The organism is Pseudomonas sp. NFX183 (assembly GCF_047943075.1).
Classification (GTDB): domain Bacteria; phylum Pseudomonadota; class Gammaproteobacteria; order Pseudomonadales; family Pseudomonadaceae; genus Aquipseudomonas.
Genome location: NZ_CP181333.1, coordinates 2,095,508 through 2,114,374 on the forward strand (window position 1 = coordinate 2,095,508; position 18,867 = coordinate 2,114,374).

At 62.0% G+C, this 18,867-nt stretch carries 18 protein-coding genes and 1 pseudogene; 9 read left to right on the top strand and 10 right to left on the bottom strand.

Annotated features, from left to right (window positions below):
* The 3 genes from ACM530_RS09645 to ACM530_RS09655 all read right to left on the bottom strand — a co-directional run bounded on the left by ACM530_RS09645 (nucleotide 1) and on the right by ACM530_RS09655 (nucleotide 2,430).
* The gene (locus ACM530_RS09645) at nucleotides 1-960 is read right to left on the bottom strand and encodes a 2-dehydro-3-deoxygalactonokinase (RefSeq protein WP_416364666.1); all 960 of its coding nucleotides are present in this window, start codon (nucleotides 958-960) and stop codon (nucleotides 1-3) included.
* 162 nt (nucleotides 961-1,122) lie between these two features.
* Complete coding sequence (locus ACM530_RS09650) at nucleotides 1,123-1,449, bottom strand: DOPA 4,5-dioxygenase family protein (RefSeq protein ID WP_106575995.1); 327 nt, start codon at nucleotides 1,447-1,449, stop codon at nucleotides 1,123-1,125.
* Nucleotides 1,450-1,479: 30 nt separating this feature from the next.
* Entirely contained in the window at nucleotides 1,480-2,430 is a 951-nt protein-coding gene (locus ACM530_RS09655; protein WP_416364667.1) for a choline sulfate utilization transcriptional regulator, read from the bottom strand.
* 103 nt (nucleotides 2,431-2,533) lie between these two features.
* Here ACM530_RS09655 and betC point away from each other — a divergent pair, with 103 nt between their 5' ends.
* From betC to ACM530_RS09670, 3 genes and pseudogenes are all read left to right on the top strand, one after another.
* Complete coding sequence (gene betC / locus ACM530_RS09660) at nucleotides 2,534-4,048, top strand: choline-sulfatase (RefSeq protein WP_416364668.1); 1,515 nt, start codon at nucleotides 2,534-2,536, stop codon at nucleotides 4,046-4,048.
* A gap of 18 nt (nucleotides 4,049-4,066) precedes the next feature.
* Nucleotides 4,067-4,982: pseudogene (gene choX, locus ACM530_RS09665) on the top strand (choline ABC transporter substrate-binding protein).
* A gap of 174 nt (nucleotides 4,983-5,156) precedes the next feature.
* Nucleotides 5,157-6,725, top strand: coding sequence for a SulP family inorganic anion transporter (locus ACM530_RS09670; protein ID WP_416364669.1), 1,569 nt, complete (start codon nucleotides 5,157-5,159; stop codon nucleotides 6,723-6,725).
* A gap of 128 nt (nucleotides 6,726-6,853) precedes the next feature.
* Here ACM530_RS09670 and aroE read toward each other — a convergent pair whose 3' ends face one another.
* Together aroE and hemF are read right to left on the bottom strand one after the other, a co-directional pair.
* A complete protein-coding gene (gene aroE, locus ACM530_RS09675) occupies nucleotides 6,854-7,672 on the bottom strand; it encodes a shikimate dehydrogenase (RefSeq protein ID WP_416364670.1) in 819 nt (272 codons plus the stop codon).
* Nucleotides 7,672-8,604 carry an oxygen-dependent coproporphyrinogen oxidase gene (gene hemF, locus ACM530_RS09680; RefSeq protein ID WP_145158446.1) on the bottom strand — a complete coding sequence of 311 codons (933 nt, stop codon included), beginning with the start codon at nucleotides 8,602-8,604 and terminating at the stop codon, nucleotides 7,672-7,674. The genes aroE and hemF overlap by 1 nt, the downstream gene beginning before the upstream one ends.
* Nucleotides 8,605-8,780: 176 nt before the next feature.
* Between hemF and ACM530_RS09685 the strand changes: the two genes are divergently transcribed.
* Entirely contained in the window at nucleotides 8,781-9,758 is a 978-nt protein-coding gene (locus ACM530_RS09685; protein WP_262206837.1) for an NADPH:quinone reductase, read from the top strand.
* A 132-nt stretch (nucleotides 9,759-9,890) separates the two neighbouring features.
* On the opposite strand, the gene ACM530_RS09690 is transcribed toward ACM530_RS09685, so the two are convergent.
* The 3 genes from ACM530_RS09690 to ACM530_RS09700 all read right to left on the bottom strand — a co-directional run bounded on the left by ACM530_RS09690 (nucleotide 9,891) and on the right by ACM530_RS09700 (nucleotide 12,428).
* Nucleotides 9,891-10,448 carry an L-threonylcarbamoyladenylate synthase gene (locus ACM530_RS09690; RefSeq protein ID WP_106575988.1) on the bottom strand — a complete coding sequence of 186 codons (558 nt, stop codon included), beginning with the start codon at nucleotides 10,446-10,448 and terminating at the stop codon, nucleotides 9,891-9,893.
* A gap of 54 nt (nucleotides 10,449-10,502) precedes the next feature.
* Nucleotides 10,503-11,597 carry a DNA-processing protein DprA gene (gene dprA, locus ACM530_RS09695; RefSeq protein WP_416364671.1) on the bottom strand — a complete coding sequence of 365 codons (1,095 nt, stop codon included), beginning with the start codon at nucleotides 11,595-11,597 and terminating at the stop codon, nucleotides 10,503-10,505.
* A gap of 63 nt (nucleotides 11,598-11,660) precedes the next feature.
* Nucleotides 11,661-12,428: a peptidoglycan-binding protein gene (locus ACM530_RS09700; RefSeq protein ID WP_416364672.1), complete on the bottom strand. Its 768-nt coding sequence runs from the start codon at nucleotides 12,426-12,428 to the stop codon at nucleotides 11,661-11,663.
* Between the two features lie 135 nt (nucleotides 12,429-12,563).
* Between ACM530_RS09700 and def the strand changes: the two genes are divergently transcribed.
* The 5 genes from def (at nucleotide 12,564) to ACM530_RS09725 (ending at nucleotide 17,243) form a co-directional block, all read left to right on the top strand.
* Complete coding sequence (gene def, locus ACM530_RS09705) at nucleotides 12,564-13,070, top strand: peptide deformylase (RefSeq protein WP_016970668.1); 507 nt, start codon at nucleotides 12,564-12,566, stop codon at nucleotides 13,068-13,070.
* A gap of 69 nt (nucleotides 13,071-13,139) precedes the next feature.
* Complete coding sequence (gene fmt, locus ACM530_RS09710; protein WP_416364673.1) at nucleotides 13,140-14,093, top strand: methionyl-tRNA formyltransferase; 954 nt, start codon at nucleotides 13,140-13,142, stop codon at nucleotides 14,091-14,093.
* On the top strand, nucleotides 14,090-15,400 hold the full coding sequence (gene rsmB, locus ACM530_RS09715; RefSeq protein WP_145158434.1) for a 16S rRNA (cytosine(967)-C(5))-methyltransferase RsmB: 1,311 nt from the start codon (nucleotides 14,090-14,092) through the stop codon (nucleotides 15,398-15,400). The genes fmt and rsmB overlap by 4 nt, the downstream gene beginning before the upstream one ends.
* Before the next feature lie 21 nt (nucleotides 15,401-15,421).
* Nucleotides 15,422-16,795, top strand: coding sequence for a Trk system potassium transporter TrkA (gene trkA, locus ACM530_RS09720; RefSeq protein WP_106575983.1), 1,374 nt, complete (start codon nucleotides 15,422-15,424; stop codon nucleotides 16,793-16,795).
* Between the two features lie 136 nt (nucleotides 16,796-16,931).
* Entirely contained in the window at nucleotides 16,932-17,243 is a 312-nt protein-coding gene (locus ACM530_RS09725; RefSeq protein WP_145158432.1) for a hypothetical protein, read from the top strand.
* A 128-nt stretch (nucleotides 17,244-17,371) separates the two neighbouring features.
* Here the strand turns inward: ACM530_RS09725 and ACM530_RS09730 are convergent, their stop codons facing one another.
* Together ACM530_RS09730 and ACM530_RS09735 are read right to left on the bottom strand one after the other, a co-directional pair.
* Nucleotides 17,372-18,259: a lysophospholipid acyltransferase gene (locus tag ACM530_RS09730; protein ID WP_242200567.1), complete on the bottom strand. Its 888-nt coding sequence runs from the start codon at nucleotides 18,257-18,259 to the stop codon at nucleotides 17,372-17,374.
* A gap of 40 nt (nucleotides 18,260-18,299) precedes the next feature.
* On the bottom strand, nucleotides 18,300-18,857 hold the full coding sequence (locus ACM530_RS09735) for a DNA-3-methyladenine glycosylase I (RefSeq protein WP_369302775.1): 558 nt from the start codon (nucleotides 18,855-18,857) through the stop codon (nucleotides 18,300-18,302).
* Nucleotides 18,858-18,867: the final 10 nt, after the last annotated feature.

Sequence of the window (18,867 nt, forward strand, 5' to 3'; positions counted from 1 at the left end):
TCAGGCCTCCAGGACCGGTTGAGTGAGCCCGGCCGCCACGGCCAATTGCCACAGGCCGCGTTCGGTGGCCGCTTGCGCCAGGCTGACGTGGGCGAAGCCGCAGAGCGCCAGGGCGCGCTGGTAACGGGCGCAGAGCGCTGCGGTGCCGACCAGGACGATGGGCTTGTGTTTTGCAGGTGCCGGTAAACCGGCGAGTTCATGCCCGATCAGCAGGCCGGACAGGTAATCCGGTTGCTGGTCGGGAGCCAGTTCGGCGGTCAGCCCGAGTGTGCGGGCGCTGAACAATGTCGAGAGCACGCCACGCTGGCCGTCGTTGGAGAGTGCCACCTGCACGCCGCGATCAAAGGCTTCGGCCTGGAAGTGGTCGGAGGTTTTTTGCGTACGGCCGAGAATGCTGTGCTGGCTCAGCACGGCAAACAGTTCGCCGGTCATGAAGGTGTCGAAGTGCGTGATGCAGCCCTCCACCACCTCGACCCATTTGGAATGGCTGCCCGGCAGGCCGATCAATACCTCGGCCGCGAGGCCTTGCAGCACGCCCAGCACCTGGGTTTCTTCGCCGCGCATCACATTGGGCAAGCCCACCTGTTCGATCACGCCGGGCACGATATGCACCGCCACGCCGCGCAGGCTGCGCACGCTGTGCAGCGCCTGGCCGAGGCTTGCGACATCGACCGGCGTATTGCGATACGCCGCCTCACTCCAGCCCTGGGCACTGCCGACCATGCCGCAGGCGATCACCGGCAAGTCGGGCTGGGCGTCGAGCCAGTCGCCGCAGGCCGCGTCGAACGCCAACTCGAAGCCATCGCTGCAACGCACGCCGGCAATGTCACGGGGTTCGCTGGGCAGGTGCATGATGCCGAACGCCAGTGCGCGCTGGTCGAGCACCTTGCCGGCCGGGCCGAGTTTATAAGCACGAAGGGAGCTGGTCCCCCAGTCGAGCGCGATCAATTGCGCCTGCATCGCTTCACCTGAAATGAGTGGGTGCTGAAAAAAGCAGATGGGCGAATATAAACCTATGACTGTCGATATCTCAATATATAAATAACGGTCCCATATATTGGGTTAAAACATAAAAAATCCCATCGCCTTTGCACAAGGGGATGGGATTTTTATACGCACTGGTTAAAAAATAGACAGGTCCAGCTCGCGCATCGCGCCCATCCAGATCGCGTAATCGGTGTGATCCTTCAGGTCATCGCCAGTATCAGGGTGCAGGAACACCACCAGCCCCTCGCGATGCAAAGCCAGCCATGGCAACACCACACCGATGTATTCCGGCTCGAACGCCAGCTGGCAACTCCAGTCCGGGTGCGGGCCCACCGGGCGTTCATGCACGCGGCCCATGCGCAACGGAAACAGCTTGGCCGCGTCCTCGCAGAGCTGGCGCGCCTGGTCGATCGTGCTGGCGTCGAAGTAGATGTGAGCGTGGTAGCCCTTGATACGTTGCATGGCGAAATCCGGATCCAATATGCGCCGATCCTAGACCGCAATCGACGGCAGGGCCAGCCCGGTCAGCGACTGTGCGCTGCTGGCTTGCTCGGCCACCAGCCAGTCGACAAAGCGCTCGACCAACTGCCCCCGGCGTTTGCGCTGGGGCTGCACCACGTAATAACCGAAGCGTGAGATCACCGTGTCGCTGATCGGCCGGCACAGCCAGTTCTGCTCCAGCAGGTTATCCACCAAGTGGCGCCAGCCGATGGCCACGCCCTGGCCGGCAATCGCGGCCTGGATCAACAGGGTGTAGTTGTCGAAGCGCAGTTGGCCGGGTGTGGGCGCGGTGGTAATGCCCAGCTCGCGAAACACACCGCTCCAGTCGAACCACTGGCTGTTGTTTTCCTGGCGCAGGTGCAGCAGCGGACAGTCCGGCAGCGTCTGCACGGTCAGCGGCGTGGCCTGGTCCTTGAGCCATTGCGGGCTGCACACCGGGAACACTTCCTCGTTGAACAGCCAGAGGCTGTCGCCCTGTTTGAAACGGCCATCGCCAAACAACACCGCCACGTCGATATCGCTGCGCAAGGTGGCGTGGTTGCGTTCGCTGGTGACCAGGCTCACGTCAACCTGCGGGTTGGCCTGGTGAAAGCGGTGCAGGCGCGGCATCAGCCAGTAGGCGGCGAAGGCAAAGTCGGTGGCCACTTGCAGCACTTCATGCTGGTCTTGCTGGGTGATCGCGCTGAGGCCTTGGTTGATGGTCTGCAAACCGCCCTGCGCATGCTCAAACAACAGCGCGCCAGCGTCGGTCAGCTCGATGCCACGGTAGATGCGATCAAACAAACGCAGCCCAAGCTGTTCTTCGAGGCGTTTGATCTGCTGACTGATGGCCGGCTGGGTGGTGCCCAGCTCCACGGCGGCAGCGGTAAAGCTGCGGTGGCGTGCCGCCGCCTCGAATGCGCGCAGCAGGTCGAGGGAAAGATCGCCAAGGGCTTCATACATAAGCTGTGCTTATCCTAGACATTGCTTTTCATGGGCTTTACCCCATTTTCCATGGGCCGCATGCTCATTCGCATAAACACCGCCTATGGAATGCCGAAGACTCATGAAGCGCAAGAACATTTTTTTCATCATGGCCGATCAAATGGCCGCGCCGCTGCTTCCGTTCTACGGACCTTCCCCGATCAAACTGCCAAACCTGAGCCGCCTCGCCGAACAGGGTGTGGTGTTCGACGCCGCCTATTGCAACAGCCCGCTGTGCGCGCCGTCGCGGTTCACGCTGGTCAGCGGCCAGTTGCCGAGCAAGATCGGCGCCTACGACAACGCGGCAGACTTCCCTGGCGATGTGCCGACCTATGCCCACTACCTGCGCCGCCTCGGCTACCGCACCGCGCTGTCGGGCAAGATGCACTTCTGCGGCCCTGACCAGTTGCACGGCTATGAAGAACGCCTGACCAGCGACATTTACCCCGCCGACTATGGCTGGGCGGTGAACTGGGATGAGCCGGACGTGCGCCCCACCTGGTATCACAACATGGCATCGGTGCTGCAAGCCGGCCCGTGCGTGCGCACCAACCAGCTGGATTTCGACGAAGAGGTGGTGTTCAAGGCCCAGCAGTACCTGTTCGACCATATCCGCAATGAGGGTGACCAGCCGTTCTGCCTGACCGTGTCGATGACTCACCCACACGACCCGTACACCATTCCCAAACCGTTTTGGGACCTGTACGACGACAGCGACATCCCATTGCCTACGACGCCGGCCCAGGCCGACCTCGACCCGCATTCGCAGCGCCTGCTCAAGGTCTACGACCTGTGGGACAAGCCGCTGCCGCTGAACAAGATCCGTGATGCGCGCCGTGCCTATTTTGGCGCGTGCAGCTACATCGACAGCAACGTCGGCAAACTCCTGCAAACCCTGGAAGACACGGGCCTTGCCGATGACACGATCATCATCTTCTCCGGCGACCACGGCGACATGCTCGGCGAGCGCGGCCTCTGGTACAAAATGCACTGGTTTGAAATGGCCGCCCGCGTGCCGCTGCTGGTCAGTGCGCCGGGGCAATTCGCGGCGAGCCGCGTGACCAAAGCGGTTTCCACGGCCGACCTGTTGCCGACGTTGGTGGAGTTGGCCGGCGGCGAGCTGGACCCACGCTTGCCGCTGGACGGCCGCTCGCTGGTCCCGCACTTGCAGGGGCAGGGCGGGCACGACGAAGTGTTTGGCGAATACATGGCCGAAGGCACCATCAGCCCGCTGATGATGATTCGCCGTGGCGCGTACAAGTTCATCTACAGCGAGGACGATCCTTGTCTACTGTTCGATGTGCGCAACGACCCGCACGAGCGGGAAAACCTCAGCCAGTCACCGGAACACCGGCCACTGTTCGAGGCGTTTTTGAGTGAGGCGCGGGCCAAATGGGACATCCCGGCGATCCATCAGCAGGTGCTCGCCAGCCAACGCCGTCGTCGCCTGGTGTTTGAGGCGCTGACCCAAGGCAAGCTGAAGAGCTGGGATCACCAGCCACTGGTGGACGCCAGTCAGCAATACATGCGCAACCATATCGACCTCGACGACCTGGAGCGCAAGGCACGTTACCCACAACCCTGCCAAAACCAATAAATAGACCGAGGGAAGGCCATGCAAAAGTTGACTGTAGTGCTGGGCATGTTGGTGCTCAGTAGCGCCAATGCGTACGCGGACGCTAGCTGCGACACGGTGAAGATGGCCGATCCAGGCTGGAGCGATATCGCCGCCACCAATGCCATCACCGGTTTTCTGTTGAACGGCATGGGCTACAAGGCCAAGGTCGATACCCTGGCGGTGCCGATCACCTTTGGCGGGCTCAAGGACGGCCAGGTGGACGTGTTTCTGGGCAATTGGATGCCGGCGCAGCAGGGCTTCTATGACAAGTTCGTGGCCAATGGCGATGTGGTGCAACTGGCGAAAAACCTCGACGGCACCGAATTCACCCTTGCCGTGCCGGACTACGTGTGGGACGCCGGGGTGCATGACTTTGCCGACTTGAACAAATTTGCCGACAAGTTCGACAAGAAGATCTACGGCATCGGCTCCGGCGCGCCGGCCAATATTTCGCTGCAGGAGATCATCAAGAAGAACGACTTCGACCTCGGCCAGTGGAAGCTGATCGAGTCGAGTGAACAGGCGATGCTGGCCGAAGTGTCGCGGGCGGTTAAAAAACAGAAGTTCTGTGACCTTCCTCGGCTGGACGCCGCACCCGATGAACGTGCAGTTGAACATGCATTACCTCAAGGGCGGCGAGAAGTACTTCGGTGACACCGGCAGCGTGTATACCTTGACCCGCAAGGGCTATGCACAAGCCTGCCCGAATGTCGGAAAACTACTGACCAACCTGAGTTTTACCCAGGAGATGGAGAACAGCATCATGGCTGAGGTGGTGAATAAAAAAGTCAGCAATGCTGATGCGGCGAAGGCCTGGATCAAGGCCAATCCGGCGGTGTTGGACAAGTGGCTCGATGGGGTAAAAACCGTGGATGGCCAGGATGCGTTGGCCGCCGTAAAAGCCAAGCTATAACCCCCCGAAATCGATCCTTTTTGGGAACTGGCTTTTGTGGGAGCTGGTTTGCCTGCGATGCAGACAACTCGGTCTGTCAGTTAGACAGAGGTGATGCTATCGCAGGCAAGCCAGCTCCCACGGGGGACTGTGTGTGCTGATACCCTGATGCAAACCTTTCGAACCGAGCCTTTCATGCCCCGGCCCAACCGCCATACACTCTTGCCCTTCCTCGCCTGGCTCCCGCGCCAAACCCGCGCCAGCGTCGGCCGGGATGCGATGGTTGGCTTAAGCGGTGCCGTGCTCGCGCTGCCACAGTCGATTGCCTACGCGCTGATCGCCGGTCTCCCACCCGAATACGGCTTGTACGCCGCCATCATCCCGGTATTGATCGCCTGCCTCTGGGGTTCCTCCTGGCACCTGATCTGCGGCCCTACCGCCGCCATCTCCATCGTGCTCTACGCCAGCATCAGCCCTTTGGCTGTGCCAGGGTCGCAGGACTACATCACGCTGATCCTGCTGCTGACCGTCCTCGCTGGCGTTTTCCAATGGCTGCTGGGCATGCTGCGCTTCGGCGCGCTGGTCAATTTCGTCTCTCATTCGGTGGTGCTGGGGTTCACCCTCGGCGCTGCCGTGGTGATCGCCTTGGGGCAGTTGCCCAACCTGCTGGGGCTGGATCTGCCCAGCCAAGCCACAGCGATCAAGAGTTTGCTGGCGCTCATCGATCACAGTGGCGAATGGGACCACGCCTCCCTCGCCCTGGGCCTGGGCACTTTGCTGGTGGGCGCGCTGCTCAAGTACCTGGTGCCACGTTGGCCAACACTGTTGATCGCCCTGGCCTTGGGCAGCCTGGTGGCGTGGCTGTGGCCGTCGATGTTCGGGAATGTGGCGCGGGTCAGTTCGTTTGTGGGCACACTGCCGCCGTTCAGCCCATTGCCGATGGACTTGGACATGCTCCTGCGCCTGCTGCCGAGCGCGGTGGCGGTGGGCATGCTCGGGTTGGTGACCAGCTTGTCGATTGCGCGCTCGCTGTCGGCGCGTTCGCAGCAACTGCTCGACGCCAATCAAGAAGTCCGCGCGCAGGGCTTATCCAATATCGTCGGCGGATTTTTCTCCGGCTACTTGTCGGCCGGTTCCTTTACCCGCTCCGGCCTCAGTTACGAGGCGGGCGCTTGCTCACCGTTGGCAGGCGTGTTTTCCGCCGGCTGGGTGGCGTTGTTTGCCGTATTTGGGGCGGCGTTGATCGCGCACATACCAATCCCCAGCATGGCCGCGAGCATCCTGCTGATTTGCTGGGGCCTGGTGGATCATCGCGGCATCCGCGCGCTGTTTCGCGTGAGCCGCGCAGAATTTGTGGTGATGAGCCTGACGTGCGTGGCCACCTTGCTGCTGGAGCTGCAAACGGCGATTTACGCCGGGGTGCTGGCGTCGCTGTTCTTCTACCTCAAACGCACTTCGCAACCGCGTGTTCAGCAGTGGCGCGACGGTGATGAAGATGTATTGCGGGTGGGGGGCTCGATCTTTTTTGGCGCCAGCCATTACCTGCAAGTGCGCCTGCAGAGCTTGCAGGGTGAGCGGGTGGTGATCGAGGCGCAGCAGATCAACTTTATCGACTATTCCGGGGTGGAGATGCTGCACCAGGAGGCACGGCGGTTGCGGGGAATGGGGCGTAGTTTGACGTTGCGTAGGGCCCGGCCGCAGGTAGTAGAAGAATTGAAAAAACTGGAAGGGGCCGACAACTGCCCCATCCATTTCGAAGACTGAATGCGGTTAAAACTGTGGGAGCTGGCTTGCCTGCGATAGGATCACCTCGGTCTAACTGACCGACCGAGTCGTCTGCATCGCAGGCAAGCCAGCTCCCACAGTTTGACCGTGCCCACGTTGGCGTTGTGTTACGCCAACTGGCGGCGTAGCTCAGCCAACACCGGCGCCGAATCCGGGCGCACGCCGCGCCACAGGAAGAACGCTTCCGCCGCCTGCTCCACGAGCATGCCCAGGCCATCCACCGCCACGGCTGCGCCATGCTCTGTCGCCCAGCGGCAAAACGCGGTGGGTTCCTTGGCGTACATCATGTCGTAGCAGAAGGTCTTGCCCGGCTCGATCAGGCTGCTGGCAATCGGCGGTACATCGCCTGACAGACTCGCGGACGTGGCATTGATGATCAGGTCCACCGGCTCACGCAGCCAGTCGAAACCGCTGGCCGACACAGGGCCCAGATCGTCAAACAGCTCGGCAAGCAACTCGGCCTTTTCCACCGTGCGGTTGGCGATGATCAGCGCGGCAGGCTGCTCGGCCAGCAAGGGCTCCAACGCGCCACGTACGGCGCCGCCAGCACCGAGCAACAGGATGCGCTGGCCTTGCAGGTCCAGCCCGGCGTTCACTTTCAGGTCGCGCACCAGGCCGGCGCCGTCAGTGTTGTCACCCAGCAGGGTGCCGTCGGCCAGCTTGCTCAGGGTGTTCACCGCCCCGGCGCGCTGGGCACGTTCAGTCAGGCTGTTGGCCAAGCGGTAGGCGTCTTCCTTGAAGGGCACCGTGACATTGGCGCCACGGCCTTGCTGAAAAAACTCACGGGCACAGCCGGTGAAATCCTCCAAAGGCGCGAGCAAGGTGCTGTAGTCCAGTTGCTCGCCGGTTTGCTCGGCGAACATGCGATGAATCAACGGCGACTTGCTGTGGCCGATAGGGTTGCCGAACACCACATAACGGTCCATCAGACGGCCGCCTTGGGCGCGGCGAGGCCCAGCCAGTCGCGGTCTTGCAGGAAGTAATCGGTGAGACGCGCTTCTTCGCTACCGGCCTCGGCCTTCCAGTCATAGCTCCAGCGCACTTGCGGCGGCAGCGACATCAGGATCGACTCGGTGCGCCCGCCCGACTGCAGGCCGAACAGGGTGCCACGGTCGTAGACCAGGTTGAATTCGACGTAGCGCCCTCGGCGGAACTCCTGGAACTGGCGCTGCTGTTCGGTGTAAGCCAGGGCCTTGCGGCGCTGCACAATCGGCAGGTAGGCGTCGATGTACGCATCGCCGATGGCGCGGATGAAGGCGAAGCAGGTGTCGAAGTCCCACTCGTTCAAATCGTCGAAGAACAGGCCGCCGATGCCGCGCGGTTCGTTACGGTGTTTGATATGGAAATACGTATCGCACCAGGCTTTATAGCGCGAGTACACGTCCGGGCCGAATCGCGCACAGGCCTGCTCGGCAACGCGGTGCCAGTGGATGCAGTCCTCCTCGTTGCCGTAGTAGGGCGTGAGGTCGAAGCCGCCGCCGAACCACCACACCGGTTCTTCGCCTTCTTTTTCGGCGATGAAAAAGCGCACATTGGCGTGGGACGTCGGCACATGCGGGTTGTGCGGGTGGATCACCAACGACACGCCCAAGGCTTCAAACCCGCGACCGGCCAGCTCAGGGCGATGCGCGCTGGCGGACGGTGGGAGACCGCTGCCGAACACGTGGGAAAAGTTAACGCCGCCTTTTTCGATGACCGTACCGTTTTCGATCACACGGGTGCGACCGCCGCCACCGGCAGGCCGGGTCCAGGCGTCTTCGATAAAGCGAGTGTCCGTCTCGAAGGTTTCCAGGGCGCTGCAAATACGGTCTTGCAGGTCGAGCAGGTAGGCTTTAACAGCCTCGGTGCGGGTAGTCATGGCATCACCTTGAATCGGGCAAAGCTACGCGAGGCCATGCGGCGTCGGCGGCAAATGGGCGCACAGGATACCACTGCACTTACGTGGCACTGCACTTAGGTGCGCCGCAGTTGACGAAGATCAAGCATAGGAGTGGGATAGAGGGCTACGCGAATTCGACCTCAGGAGAAGTGCAGATGGCCAAACGTATCCAGTTCAGCGCCCATGGCGGCCCCGAAGTGCTTGAGTATGTGGACTACACGCCGGCAGCGCCTGGCCCGCAGCAGGTTCGTGTGCGCAATAAAGCCATTGGCCTGAACTTTATCGATACCTACTTCCGTAGCGGCCTTTACGCGCCGCCGGCCCTGCCATCGGGCCTGGGCGCAGAGGGCGCCGGTGTGGTCGATGCCGTGGGCAGCGAGGTCACGCAATTCAAAGTCGGCGACCGTGTGGCCTACGGCAGCGGCCCGCTGGGCGCCTACAGCGAATTGCACGTGCTGCCCGCCGCCAACCTGGTGCACCTGCCGGACGACATCAGCTTCGAACAGGCTGCCGGTGCGATGCTCAAAGGCCTGACCGTGCAATACCTGCTGCGTCAAACCTACGAATTGAAGGGCGGCGAAACCATTCTGTTCCACGCTGCTGCCGGTGGTGTGGGTTCGCTGGCCTGCCAATGGGCCAAGGCCTTGGGCGTGAAGTTGATCGGCACCGTGAGTTCACCGGAAAAGGCCGCCTTGGCCAAATCCCTCGGCGCCTGGGAAACGATCGACTACAGCAAGGAAAACGTCGCACAACGCGTACTTGAATTGACCGACGGCAAAAAAGTCCCGGTGGTGTACGACGGCGTCGGCAAGGACACCTGGCTGACCTCGCTGGACAGCGTGGCGCCACGTGGGCTGGTGGTGAGTTTTGGTAATGCGTCGGGCGCGGTGGATGGGGTGAACCTGGGGATTCTGGCGGCGAAGGGTTCGCTGTATGTCACCCGGCCGACCTTGGCGACTTACGCCAGCAACCCGAAAGACTTGCAGGCGATGGCGGATGATTTGTTCTCGATGATCAAGAGCGGCAAGGTGCGCATTGATATCAACCAGCGGTTTTCGCTGGCGGACGCGGCGAAGGCGCAGACTGAGCTGTCGGGGCGGCGGACGACGGGGTCGACCATTCTGCTGCCATAAGGCGGTAGATCTTTTGAGGTTGTAAGGGCCTCATCGCGGGCAAGCCCGGCTCCCACATTTTGATCGCATTCCAACGGAAGGAACGCGGTCGAGTGTGGGAGCGTGTTTGCCCGCGATGGCCGCACCGCGGTCTCAGGAAGGCCGCACCACCTCACCCGTCGCCAAATCGCGAATCAGGCTCGGGTTTTTGCGCCCACCCAGGGCGCCGCCCAATACCCGATCTACCTGGCCACGGAAGTATTGCTCCACGCGAAGCCGCGTACGCGCAGCCGGGCGCCCTTGCGGGTTGGCCGAGGTGGAAATCAGCGGCCCCACCAGCGAGCACAAATCCCGCACCAGCGGATGATCAGTCACCCGCAACGCCACCGTGTCATGCACACCCGTTACCCACTCAGGCAGCAAGTCCTGATGGGGCACCAGCCAGGTATTGGGCCCAGGCCAGGTGCTGGCCATGCGCTCGATCCAGGTGTCCGGGAAGTCTTCAAAGAGAAAATCGAACTGGCGAATATTGTCCGCCACCAAGATCAGGCCCTTGTCCACCGACCGATTCTTGATCGCCAGCAGCCGGTCCACCGCTTCTTCGTTCCACGGATCGCAGCCAAGGCCCCAGACCGCTTCGGTCGGGTAGGCAATCACCGCGCCTGCGCGAATTTCCCGTGCGGTTTCCAGCACACGCCACCTGTTGACCATTACTCACTCTCCGGACTAAAGCTCTGCGCAGTTTACCGATCTTCTTTACAAAACCTAGCAGCGCGCAAGCCAGCGCCCGCTTTCGCAGATCACCTGGCCTTCGAGCTCAAGCTCGGTGAGGGTTGCCAGCACCTGGGACAACGGCCGCCCGCTGGCAATGGCCAAGCCTTCACTGGTGTGAGGCGCGGCGTGCAGCAACGCCACCAGCGGATGAGTGACCGGCATGGGTGCCGGACGGGACAGCGCCTGCCAGCCACGTAACCCTTCCAGAATGTGCTCGATGGATTCCACCAGCGTTGCGCCATCGCGGATCAATTGATGGCAGCCCTTGGCGCCAGGGTGATGGATGGAGCCCGGGATCGCGTACACCTCGCGCCCTTGCTCGGACGCCAGCCGCGCGGTGATCAGCGAGCCACTGGCCATGCTGGCCTCCACCACCAGCACACCCAGCGACAGGCCACTGATGATCCGGTTGCGCCGGGGGAAGTTGCCAGCTTGTGGCGAGGCGTCCAACGGAAACTCGGAAACCACCGCGCTGCCCTGGGCAATCATCATGGCTGCGAGCTGTCGGTGGCGCTGTGGATAAAAGTTTTCAAGCCCGGTACCGAGCACGCCGATTGTCTGGCCGCCGACATCCAGCGCCGCCTGGTGCGCCGCGCCGTCTATACCCAAAGCAAGACCACTGGTGATGACAAAACCGGCGCTCGCCAAGCTGCGGGAAAAGGCCGCTGCGGTGTCCATGCCGGGTCGCGAAGCACGGCGACTGCCGACCATGGCCAACTGCGGTTTTTCCAGGATTTTGGGGTCACCGGCGACGAACAATAACGGCGGGGCGTCATCGATCTGGGCGAGGAGTGCCGGGTAATCAGGTTGGTCCCACATCAGCAAATGCTGGGCCGGCTGCGCCAACCACGCCAATGCCTCACTGGCACCGTCACGTATTTCAGGGCTGCGGCGGGCATCGGCGCTGACGGCCGGCAACCCGAGGGAACGCCATGCACTGGCAGGGGCGCTGATGGCTTTTGAGGCAGAGCCGAAGGCTTCGAGCAACACACGAAAACGCTTGGAACCCAGTTCCGGCAGCCTGTGCAAGCGTAGTCGAGCTTCCAGTTCTGACGGGGAAATTTCGCTGCTGTTTATCGGATACATTTGATCATCCTTGACCGGAACAAGCTGTGGATAACTCTGTTGGTAACTTATTTAGCAGGCTATTTATTGTGTTTGTTGGGCAGTCTCGAATCGGTCCATGACTGCCAGCGAGCGTGAGGCGCTGAGAACCAGGCCATAGCTGAGCCTTTCATAGGTGCGAAACACCAGCAGCGTGCCGGCGCGCTCATCGGGGAGTTGGGTTGCCGTGCCAGTGAGGGTGTCGCGGACCGTCGCGCCGGCTTTGATCACGGTGAGCAATTGGCCTTCAACCAGCCCGTCGCGTCGGCCTTTGTTCAGGGTGACGGCGTCCAGCACGCCAATCTGGGTGACGCCTTTGGGAATGTCGATGATGTGCCCCTTAACACAGGGGGCACGCTTCACGGGGGCCGACTCGACCGGAGGTTCGGCGCGCAGCAGACGATCGCCGGGACGTACTTCCTGGGTGACTCGCTGCACCGCCAGCGTGGTGAGATCGCCGGCCATTACGAAGCGCGCGGTGCCGATGTTGTCGGCATTGATGCCCAGCAATTCCTGAGTGTCGGGGTCGGTGTAGGCCTTGGCGCGGCGAAAAATTCCGTAATTGGGCTGTGTGGGGTCCAGGGCGCCCCTTGCATACACGCGGTCGCCGTTGGCACCCAGCACCCGGCCGGCATCGGCCGCGACAATGTAAGGTGCGTTGTCCAGGTCGTGAGCCGTGTCGAGTATGCGGTTGTGCAGTAAAAAGGACTGGATAGCCTGCTGCGTTGCTGGCTCCAGGCGCTGGCCGGGCGGTGGGATCAAGGCCATCGTGAGCGGCGTCCACAGCAGCAAGACGAGTAGCGATTTCCTCATGGGGTCAATCTCCTTTATTATGTGCGTTCGCGTGAAATGCCATAGCCTTCGCGGCTTTCGAACCTTTCACACCGGCTGCCTGGGTCCATCCCACCGCCGATTTGCCTCTACCTCACATGTGCAGCAATTACGCTTATGGCTATTTTGAACATCCTCGAATTTCCCGACTCGCGCCTGCGCACGATCGCCAAACCGGTGGCCGTAGTGGACGACAAGGTTCGTCAGTTGGTCGATGACATGTTTGAAACAATGTATGAAGCCCCGGGCATCGGCCTCGCCGCCACCCAGGTCAACGTGCATCAGCGCGTCGTGGTCATGGACCTGTCGGAAGATCGCAGCGAACCGCGGGTGTTTATCAACCCCGAGTTCGAACCGCTGACCGAAGAGATGGGCGAATACCAGGAAGGCTGCCTCTCGGTGCCGGAGTTCTACGAGAACGTCGAACGCCCGCTGCGCGTGAAGATCAAGGCGCTGGACCGTGACGGCAAGCCCTACGAGCTGATCGCCGATGGCCTGCTGGCCGTGTGCATCCAGCACGAGTGCGACCACCTTAACGGCAAGCTGTTTGTTGATTACCTGTCCACGCTTAAACGCGACCGGATCAAGAAGAAGCTGGAAAAAAAGCATCGCCAGCAAGCTTGATGCCCTTCTTCCAAAGGCTTGCTGCGGCAAGCCTTTTTCTTTTGTGACTGTTTTTAACCGAGACCTCCCATGACCGAGCCACTGCGCATTGTTTTTGCCGGCACTCCCGAATTCGCTGCCGAACACCTCAAGGCGCTGCTTGCCAGCCCTTATGACATTGTCGCGGTGTACACCCAGCCGGACCGCCCGGCCGGTCGCGGGCAAAAACTGATGCCAAGCCCCGTCAAGCAGCTGGCGCTGGAACACAACCTCCCTGTGCTGCAACCTCCAACCCTGCGCAACGCCGAGGCCCAGGCGGAACTGGCGGCGTTGAAGCCAGACCTGATGGTGGTCGTGGCCTATGGCTTGATCCTGCCTCAGGCGGTGCTGGATATCCCGCGCCTGGGCTGCATCAACAGCCACGCTTCGCTGTTGCCACGCTGGCGCGGTGCGGCGCCGATCCAGCGCGCCGTGGAAGCCGGCGACCGTGAAAGCGGTGTGACCGTGATGCGCATGGAGGCGGGCCTGGACACCGGCCCTATGCTGCTGAAAGTCACCACCCCGATCACCGCCCAAGACACCGGCGGCAGCCTGCATGACCGCCTCGCCGAGCTGGGCCCGCCTGCTGTGGTCCAGGCCATCGCCGGCCTGGCCGCCGGCACCCTAGAAGGCGAAGTGCAGGACGACAGCCTGGCCACCTACGCCCACAAACTCAATAAAGACGAAGCGCGCATCGACTGGAGCCGCCCGGCCGTAGAGCTGGAACGCCTGGTGCGTGCCTTCAACCCATGGCCGATCGGCCACAGCACACTCAGTGGCGAAGCCTTGAAAGTGCTGGCCGCCACCTTGGCTGAAGGCAAGGGCGCCCCCGGTGAAATCATCGGCGCCAGCAAAGAAGGCCTGTTGGTCGCCTGCGGCGAACAGGCGCTTTGCCTGACCCGTCTGCAATTGCCCGGCGGTAAAGCGCTTAATTTCAGCGATTTGTTCAACAGCCGTCGTGAGAAATTTGCCCTGGGCACGGTTCTCGGGGCGGTCGTTCAATGAACCCGCGTCTGGCCGCCGCCAAGGCCCTCGCCGCCGTCCTGAATGGCAAGGCTTCGCTGAACAGTTCGCTGCCTACGCAGCTGGATAAGGTTGAAGACCGTGATCGCGGTTTCACTCAGGACCTGGCCTTTGGCACCGCGCGCTGGCAGCCACGCTTGTCGGCGCTGGCAGCCAAGCTGCTGCAAAAGCCGTTCAAAGCCGCGGATGCGGATGTGGAAGCGCTGCTGCTGGTCGGCCTCTATCAACTGCTCTACACCCGCGTGCCGGCCCACGCCGCCATCGGTGAAACCGTTGGGTGCGCCGACAAGCTGAAAAAACCTTGGGCCAAGGCGCTCCTCAACGCCGTGCTGCGCCGCGCTCAGCGCGAGGGCGAAGCGTTGCTGGCCGAGCTGGAACACGACCCGGTGGTGCGCACCGCACACCCGCGCTGGCTGCAAAAGTCCCTGAAAGCCTTCTGGCCTGAGCAATGGGAAGCCATCTGCGCGGCCAACAATGCGCACCCACCAATGATTCTGCGGGTCAACCGTCGCCATCACAGCCGCGACGCCTACCTGCAATTGCTCACCGACGCCGGCATCAACGCCACGCCGTGCGTGTACAGCGTCGACGGCATCGTGCTGGAAGCAGCCACCGACGTACGCAGCCTGCCAGGCTTTGCCGAAGGCTGGATCAGCGTGCAGGACGAAGCCGCGCAGCTGGCCGCCGACCTGCTCGACCTGGCGCCCGGCCAACGCGTGCTCGACGCCTGTTGCGCGCCGGGCGGTAAGACCTGTCACATTCTGGAAGTCGAAAAAGACCTCGCCGCTGTCGTCGCCGTCGACCTGGAAGCCAAGCGCCTGGTGCGCGTGCGTGAAAACCTCGCCCGCCTGGGCCTGAACGCCGAGCTGATCGCCGCTGACGGCCGCGACACCGCCACTTGGTGGGACGGCAAACCCTTCCAGCGCATTCTGCTGGACGCGCCATGCTCCGCCACTGGCGTGATTCGCCGTCATCCGGACATCAAGCTGACCCGCCAACCCGACGACATTGCCGCCCTGGCCGTGCTGCAAGGCGAACTGCTCGACGCCCTGTGGCCGACCCTGGAAGTCGGCGGCATCCTGCTCTACGCCACGTGCTCGACCTTGCCCACCGAGAACACCGAGGTGATTCAAGCCTTCCTCGCCCGCACCAGCGGCGCGCGCGAACTGGACCTCGCCACCGCGGCCGGCATCAAGCAGCCCCACGGCCGCCAGTTACTCGCGCAAGAAGGCGGACACGATGGCTTCTACTACGCCAAACTGATCAAGATTGCCGCCGCGCGCGGCTAATGGGTTTAAGGGAGTGACCGGATGAAAATCATCATCCTTGGGGCAGGGCAGGTCGGCGGCACGCTGGCCGAGCATTTGGCCAGCGAAGCCAACGACATCACGGTGGTCGACACCGATGCCGAGCGCCTGCGCAACCTCGGCGACCGCCTCGACATCCGCACCGTGCAAGGCCGCGCGTCATTCCCGACGGTGCTGCGCCAAGCCGGTGCCGACGATGCCGACATGCTGGTGGCCGTCACCAACAGTGACGAGACCAACATGGTCGCCTGCCAGGTCGCCCACACCCTGTTTCACACCCCGACCAAAATCGCCCGTGTCCGTGAGGCGGCTTACCTGACCCGTGCAGGGCTTTTCGACAACGACGCGATTCCAGTGGACGTGCTGATCAGCCCTGAACAAGTGGTGACTCACTACATCAAGCGTCTGATCGAAATTCCGGGCGCCTTGCAGGTGATCGACTTTGCCGAGGGCAAGGCGCAATTGGTCGCCGTTAAAGCCTATTACGGCGGTCCGCTGGTGGGCCAGCAACTGCGCCAGTTGCGCGAGCACATGCCGAATGTGGAAACCCGCGTGGCGGCGATTTTCCGGCGCGACCGGCCGATCCTGCCCCAGGGCGATACCGTGATCGAGGCCGACGACGAAGTATTTTTCATCGCCGCCAAAGCGAATATTCGCGCGGTCATGAGCGAAATGCGCCGGCTGGACGAGACCTACAAACGCATCGTCATCGCCGGCGGTGGGCAGATCGGCGAGCGCTTGGCCGAGGCCATCGAAAGCCGCTACCAGGTGAAGATCATCGAGATGAACCCGGCGCGCTGCCGGCATTTGTCCGACACCCTCGACAGCACCGTCGTACTGCAAGGCAGCGCCTCGGACCGCGACCTGCTGATGGAAGAGAACATCGCCGACGCCGATATTTTCCTGGCACTGACCAACGATGACGAGGCCAACATCATGTCCTCGCTGTTGGCCAAGCGGCTGGGGGCGAAGAAGGTCATGACCATCATCAACAACCCGGCCTATGTCGACCTGATCCAGGGCGGCGATATCGACATCGCCATCAGCCCGCAGCTGGCCACCATCGGCACCTTGCTTGCTCACGTGCGCCGTGGCGATATCGTCAGCGTGCATTCCCTGCGCCGGGGCGCGGCGGAGGCCATCGAGGCGATTGCCCATGGCGATTCGAAGTCGAGCAAGGTGATCGGCAAGGCCATCCGCGATATCGGCTTGCCGCCGGGCACCACCATTGGCGCGATCATTCGTGACGAAGAGGTGCTCATCGCCCACGACGATACGGTGATCGTCACGGGCGACCATGTGATTCTGTTTCTGGTGGATAAAAAACATATCCGCGACGTGGAGAAGTTGTTCCACGTGGGGTTGAGCTTTTTCTGATCAAACCATTCAGGTGAGCCTGCCGTCGTCACCGCGGGCAAGCCCGCCCCACAGGTGATCGCGTTTTTAACGCGCAAGCGGGCTTGCCCGCGATGACGCGGTTGAAAACCTTACCTAGCTAAAAGGACACGCCACCATGCTCGAATCCCTGGAAAAAATGCTCGCCAAGGGTGTGGATAATTCGCTGCTGCGCTTCGGCTTGGGCAAGGGTTATCTGGATTTGAAGGACAACGCCAAGGCGGCGGAGCATTTGCACAAGTGCGTGGAATTCGATCCGAAGTATTCGGCGGCGTGGAAGTTGTTGGGCAAGGCGCAGGCGGGGTTGGGTGATAGTGCGGCGGCGCGGCTGGCGTGGGAGAAGGGCATTGAAGCGGCCCAGGCCCATGGCGACAAGCAGGCCGAAAAAGAGATGACGGTGTTCCTGAAAAAGCTCGACCGCCAGGCCTGATGCGATCCCTGTGGGAGCTGGCTTGCCTGCGATGCAGACAACTCGGTCTCTGTGTTACACCGAGGTGATGCCATCGCAGGCAAGCCAGCTCCCACATTAGGTCTTCATTGGGCTTAGACCTGGGTGAATCAATACCAACGCGCCTCACCCGGCGGGCGCTTCTTGAAGCGCTTCATGCTCCACATGTACTGGCTCGGGTAGGCGCCGACATAGCGCTCCACCACCTTGCTCATCGCCGCGCAGGACGTGGCGGTGTCGGTGCTGTACATGTCTTCCGGCGCCGCTTCCAGAATGACTTTGTAACCCGAACCGTCCGGCAGCCGCAGCGCATGCAGGAACACGCCCACCGCTTTATGGCCCGCAAGCATGTTGGGTACAAACTTGCTGGTCAGCGCCTGGGTGGCGAAGAACGGCACAAAGATCCCGGCCGACTCAGCCGGCTCCGGGTCGGCGGGAATGCCCACCTGGCCGCCTTTGCGCACTTCCTTGATCACGCTGAGAATGCCTTCCTTGGTGGACGCCGCCACGCGGTTGCCCAATTGCACGCGCTGTTTTTGCAGCAGTTCATCCACCGCCTTGAGCTTGGGCGGGCGGTAGAAAATGATCGGTTTGCACTGGTTGCAATAAAAGTGATTGAGCACTTCCCAGTTGCCCAAGTGGCTGGTGATGCCCACCACGCCTTTGCCCGAAGCCAGGGCTTGGTGCAGCACTTCCAGGCCTTCGACTTCTCGCACCAGGTCGATGGAGCGCTGGGCCGGCCAGATCCAGGCGCAGGCGCTTTCCGTCAGGGACTTGCCGATGTCCATCAAGCTCTGGCCGACCAGGCGCTCGCGGGCGGCGGGGTCCATGTCCGGGAAGCATTTGGAGAGGTTGATCCGCACTGTTTCGCGGGAGCGGTTGGGGGTTTTCCACATGATCCAGCCAATTGCCGTGCCGACGGCCTGAACAGCGCGCCAAGGCAACAAGGCAAACAACCGAAGAGCGCCTACCAGCAAGGCGCCTTTAAACTTTTCCACAGGTCACTCCTGATCGTGTGTGGTGCGCAAAGCCGGCATTCTAACCGGCGTTGGCCAAGTCCGCGTAACGGTCGCAGTCTTGAGTGTGGTCCATGACCATCCCGCTGGCCTGCATGAAGGCGTAGCAAATGGTTGGCCCGACGAAGGTGAAACCGGCTTTTTTCAGGGCGCGGCTCATGGCTTCAGCCTCGGGCGTAATCGCCGGGACCTCACTGCGATCCTTGAAGTGATTGACCTTGGGCACGCCGCCGACGAACGACCAGAGCAAACCCACCGGGTCTTCCAGCGCCAGCCAGGCCGCGGCATTGCGGCGGGTGGCGTTGAGCTTGAGGCGATTGCGCACGATGCCAGGGTCGAGCATCAGCGCGTCAATCTCGGCATCGCTGAGGCGCGCCAGGCGCTGTGCATCAAAGCCGAACAGGACCTTTCGATAATGCTCGCGTTTGCGTAAAACGGTGATCCAGGATAGGCCCGCCTGGAACCCTTCGAGCAAAAGCAACTCGAACAGACCCTGCGCATCGCGCAGCGGCGTTCCCCACTCCTGATCGTGATAAGCCATGTACAGCGGATCTTCAGAACACCAAAAGCAGCGTGGCATAAGGCTCCAG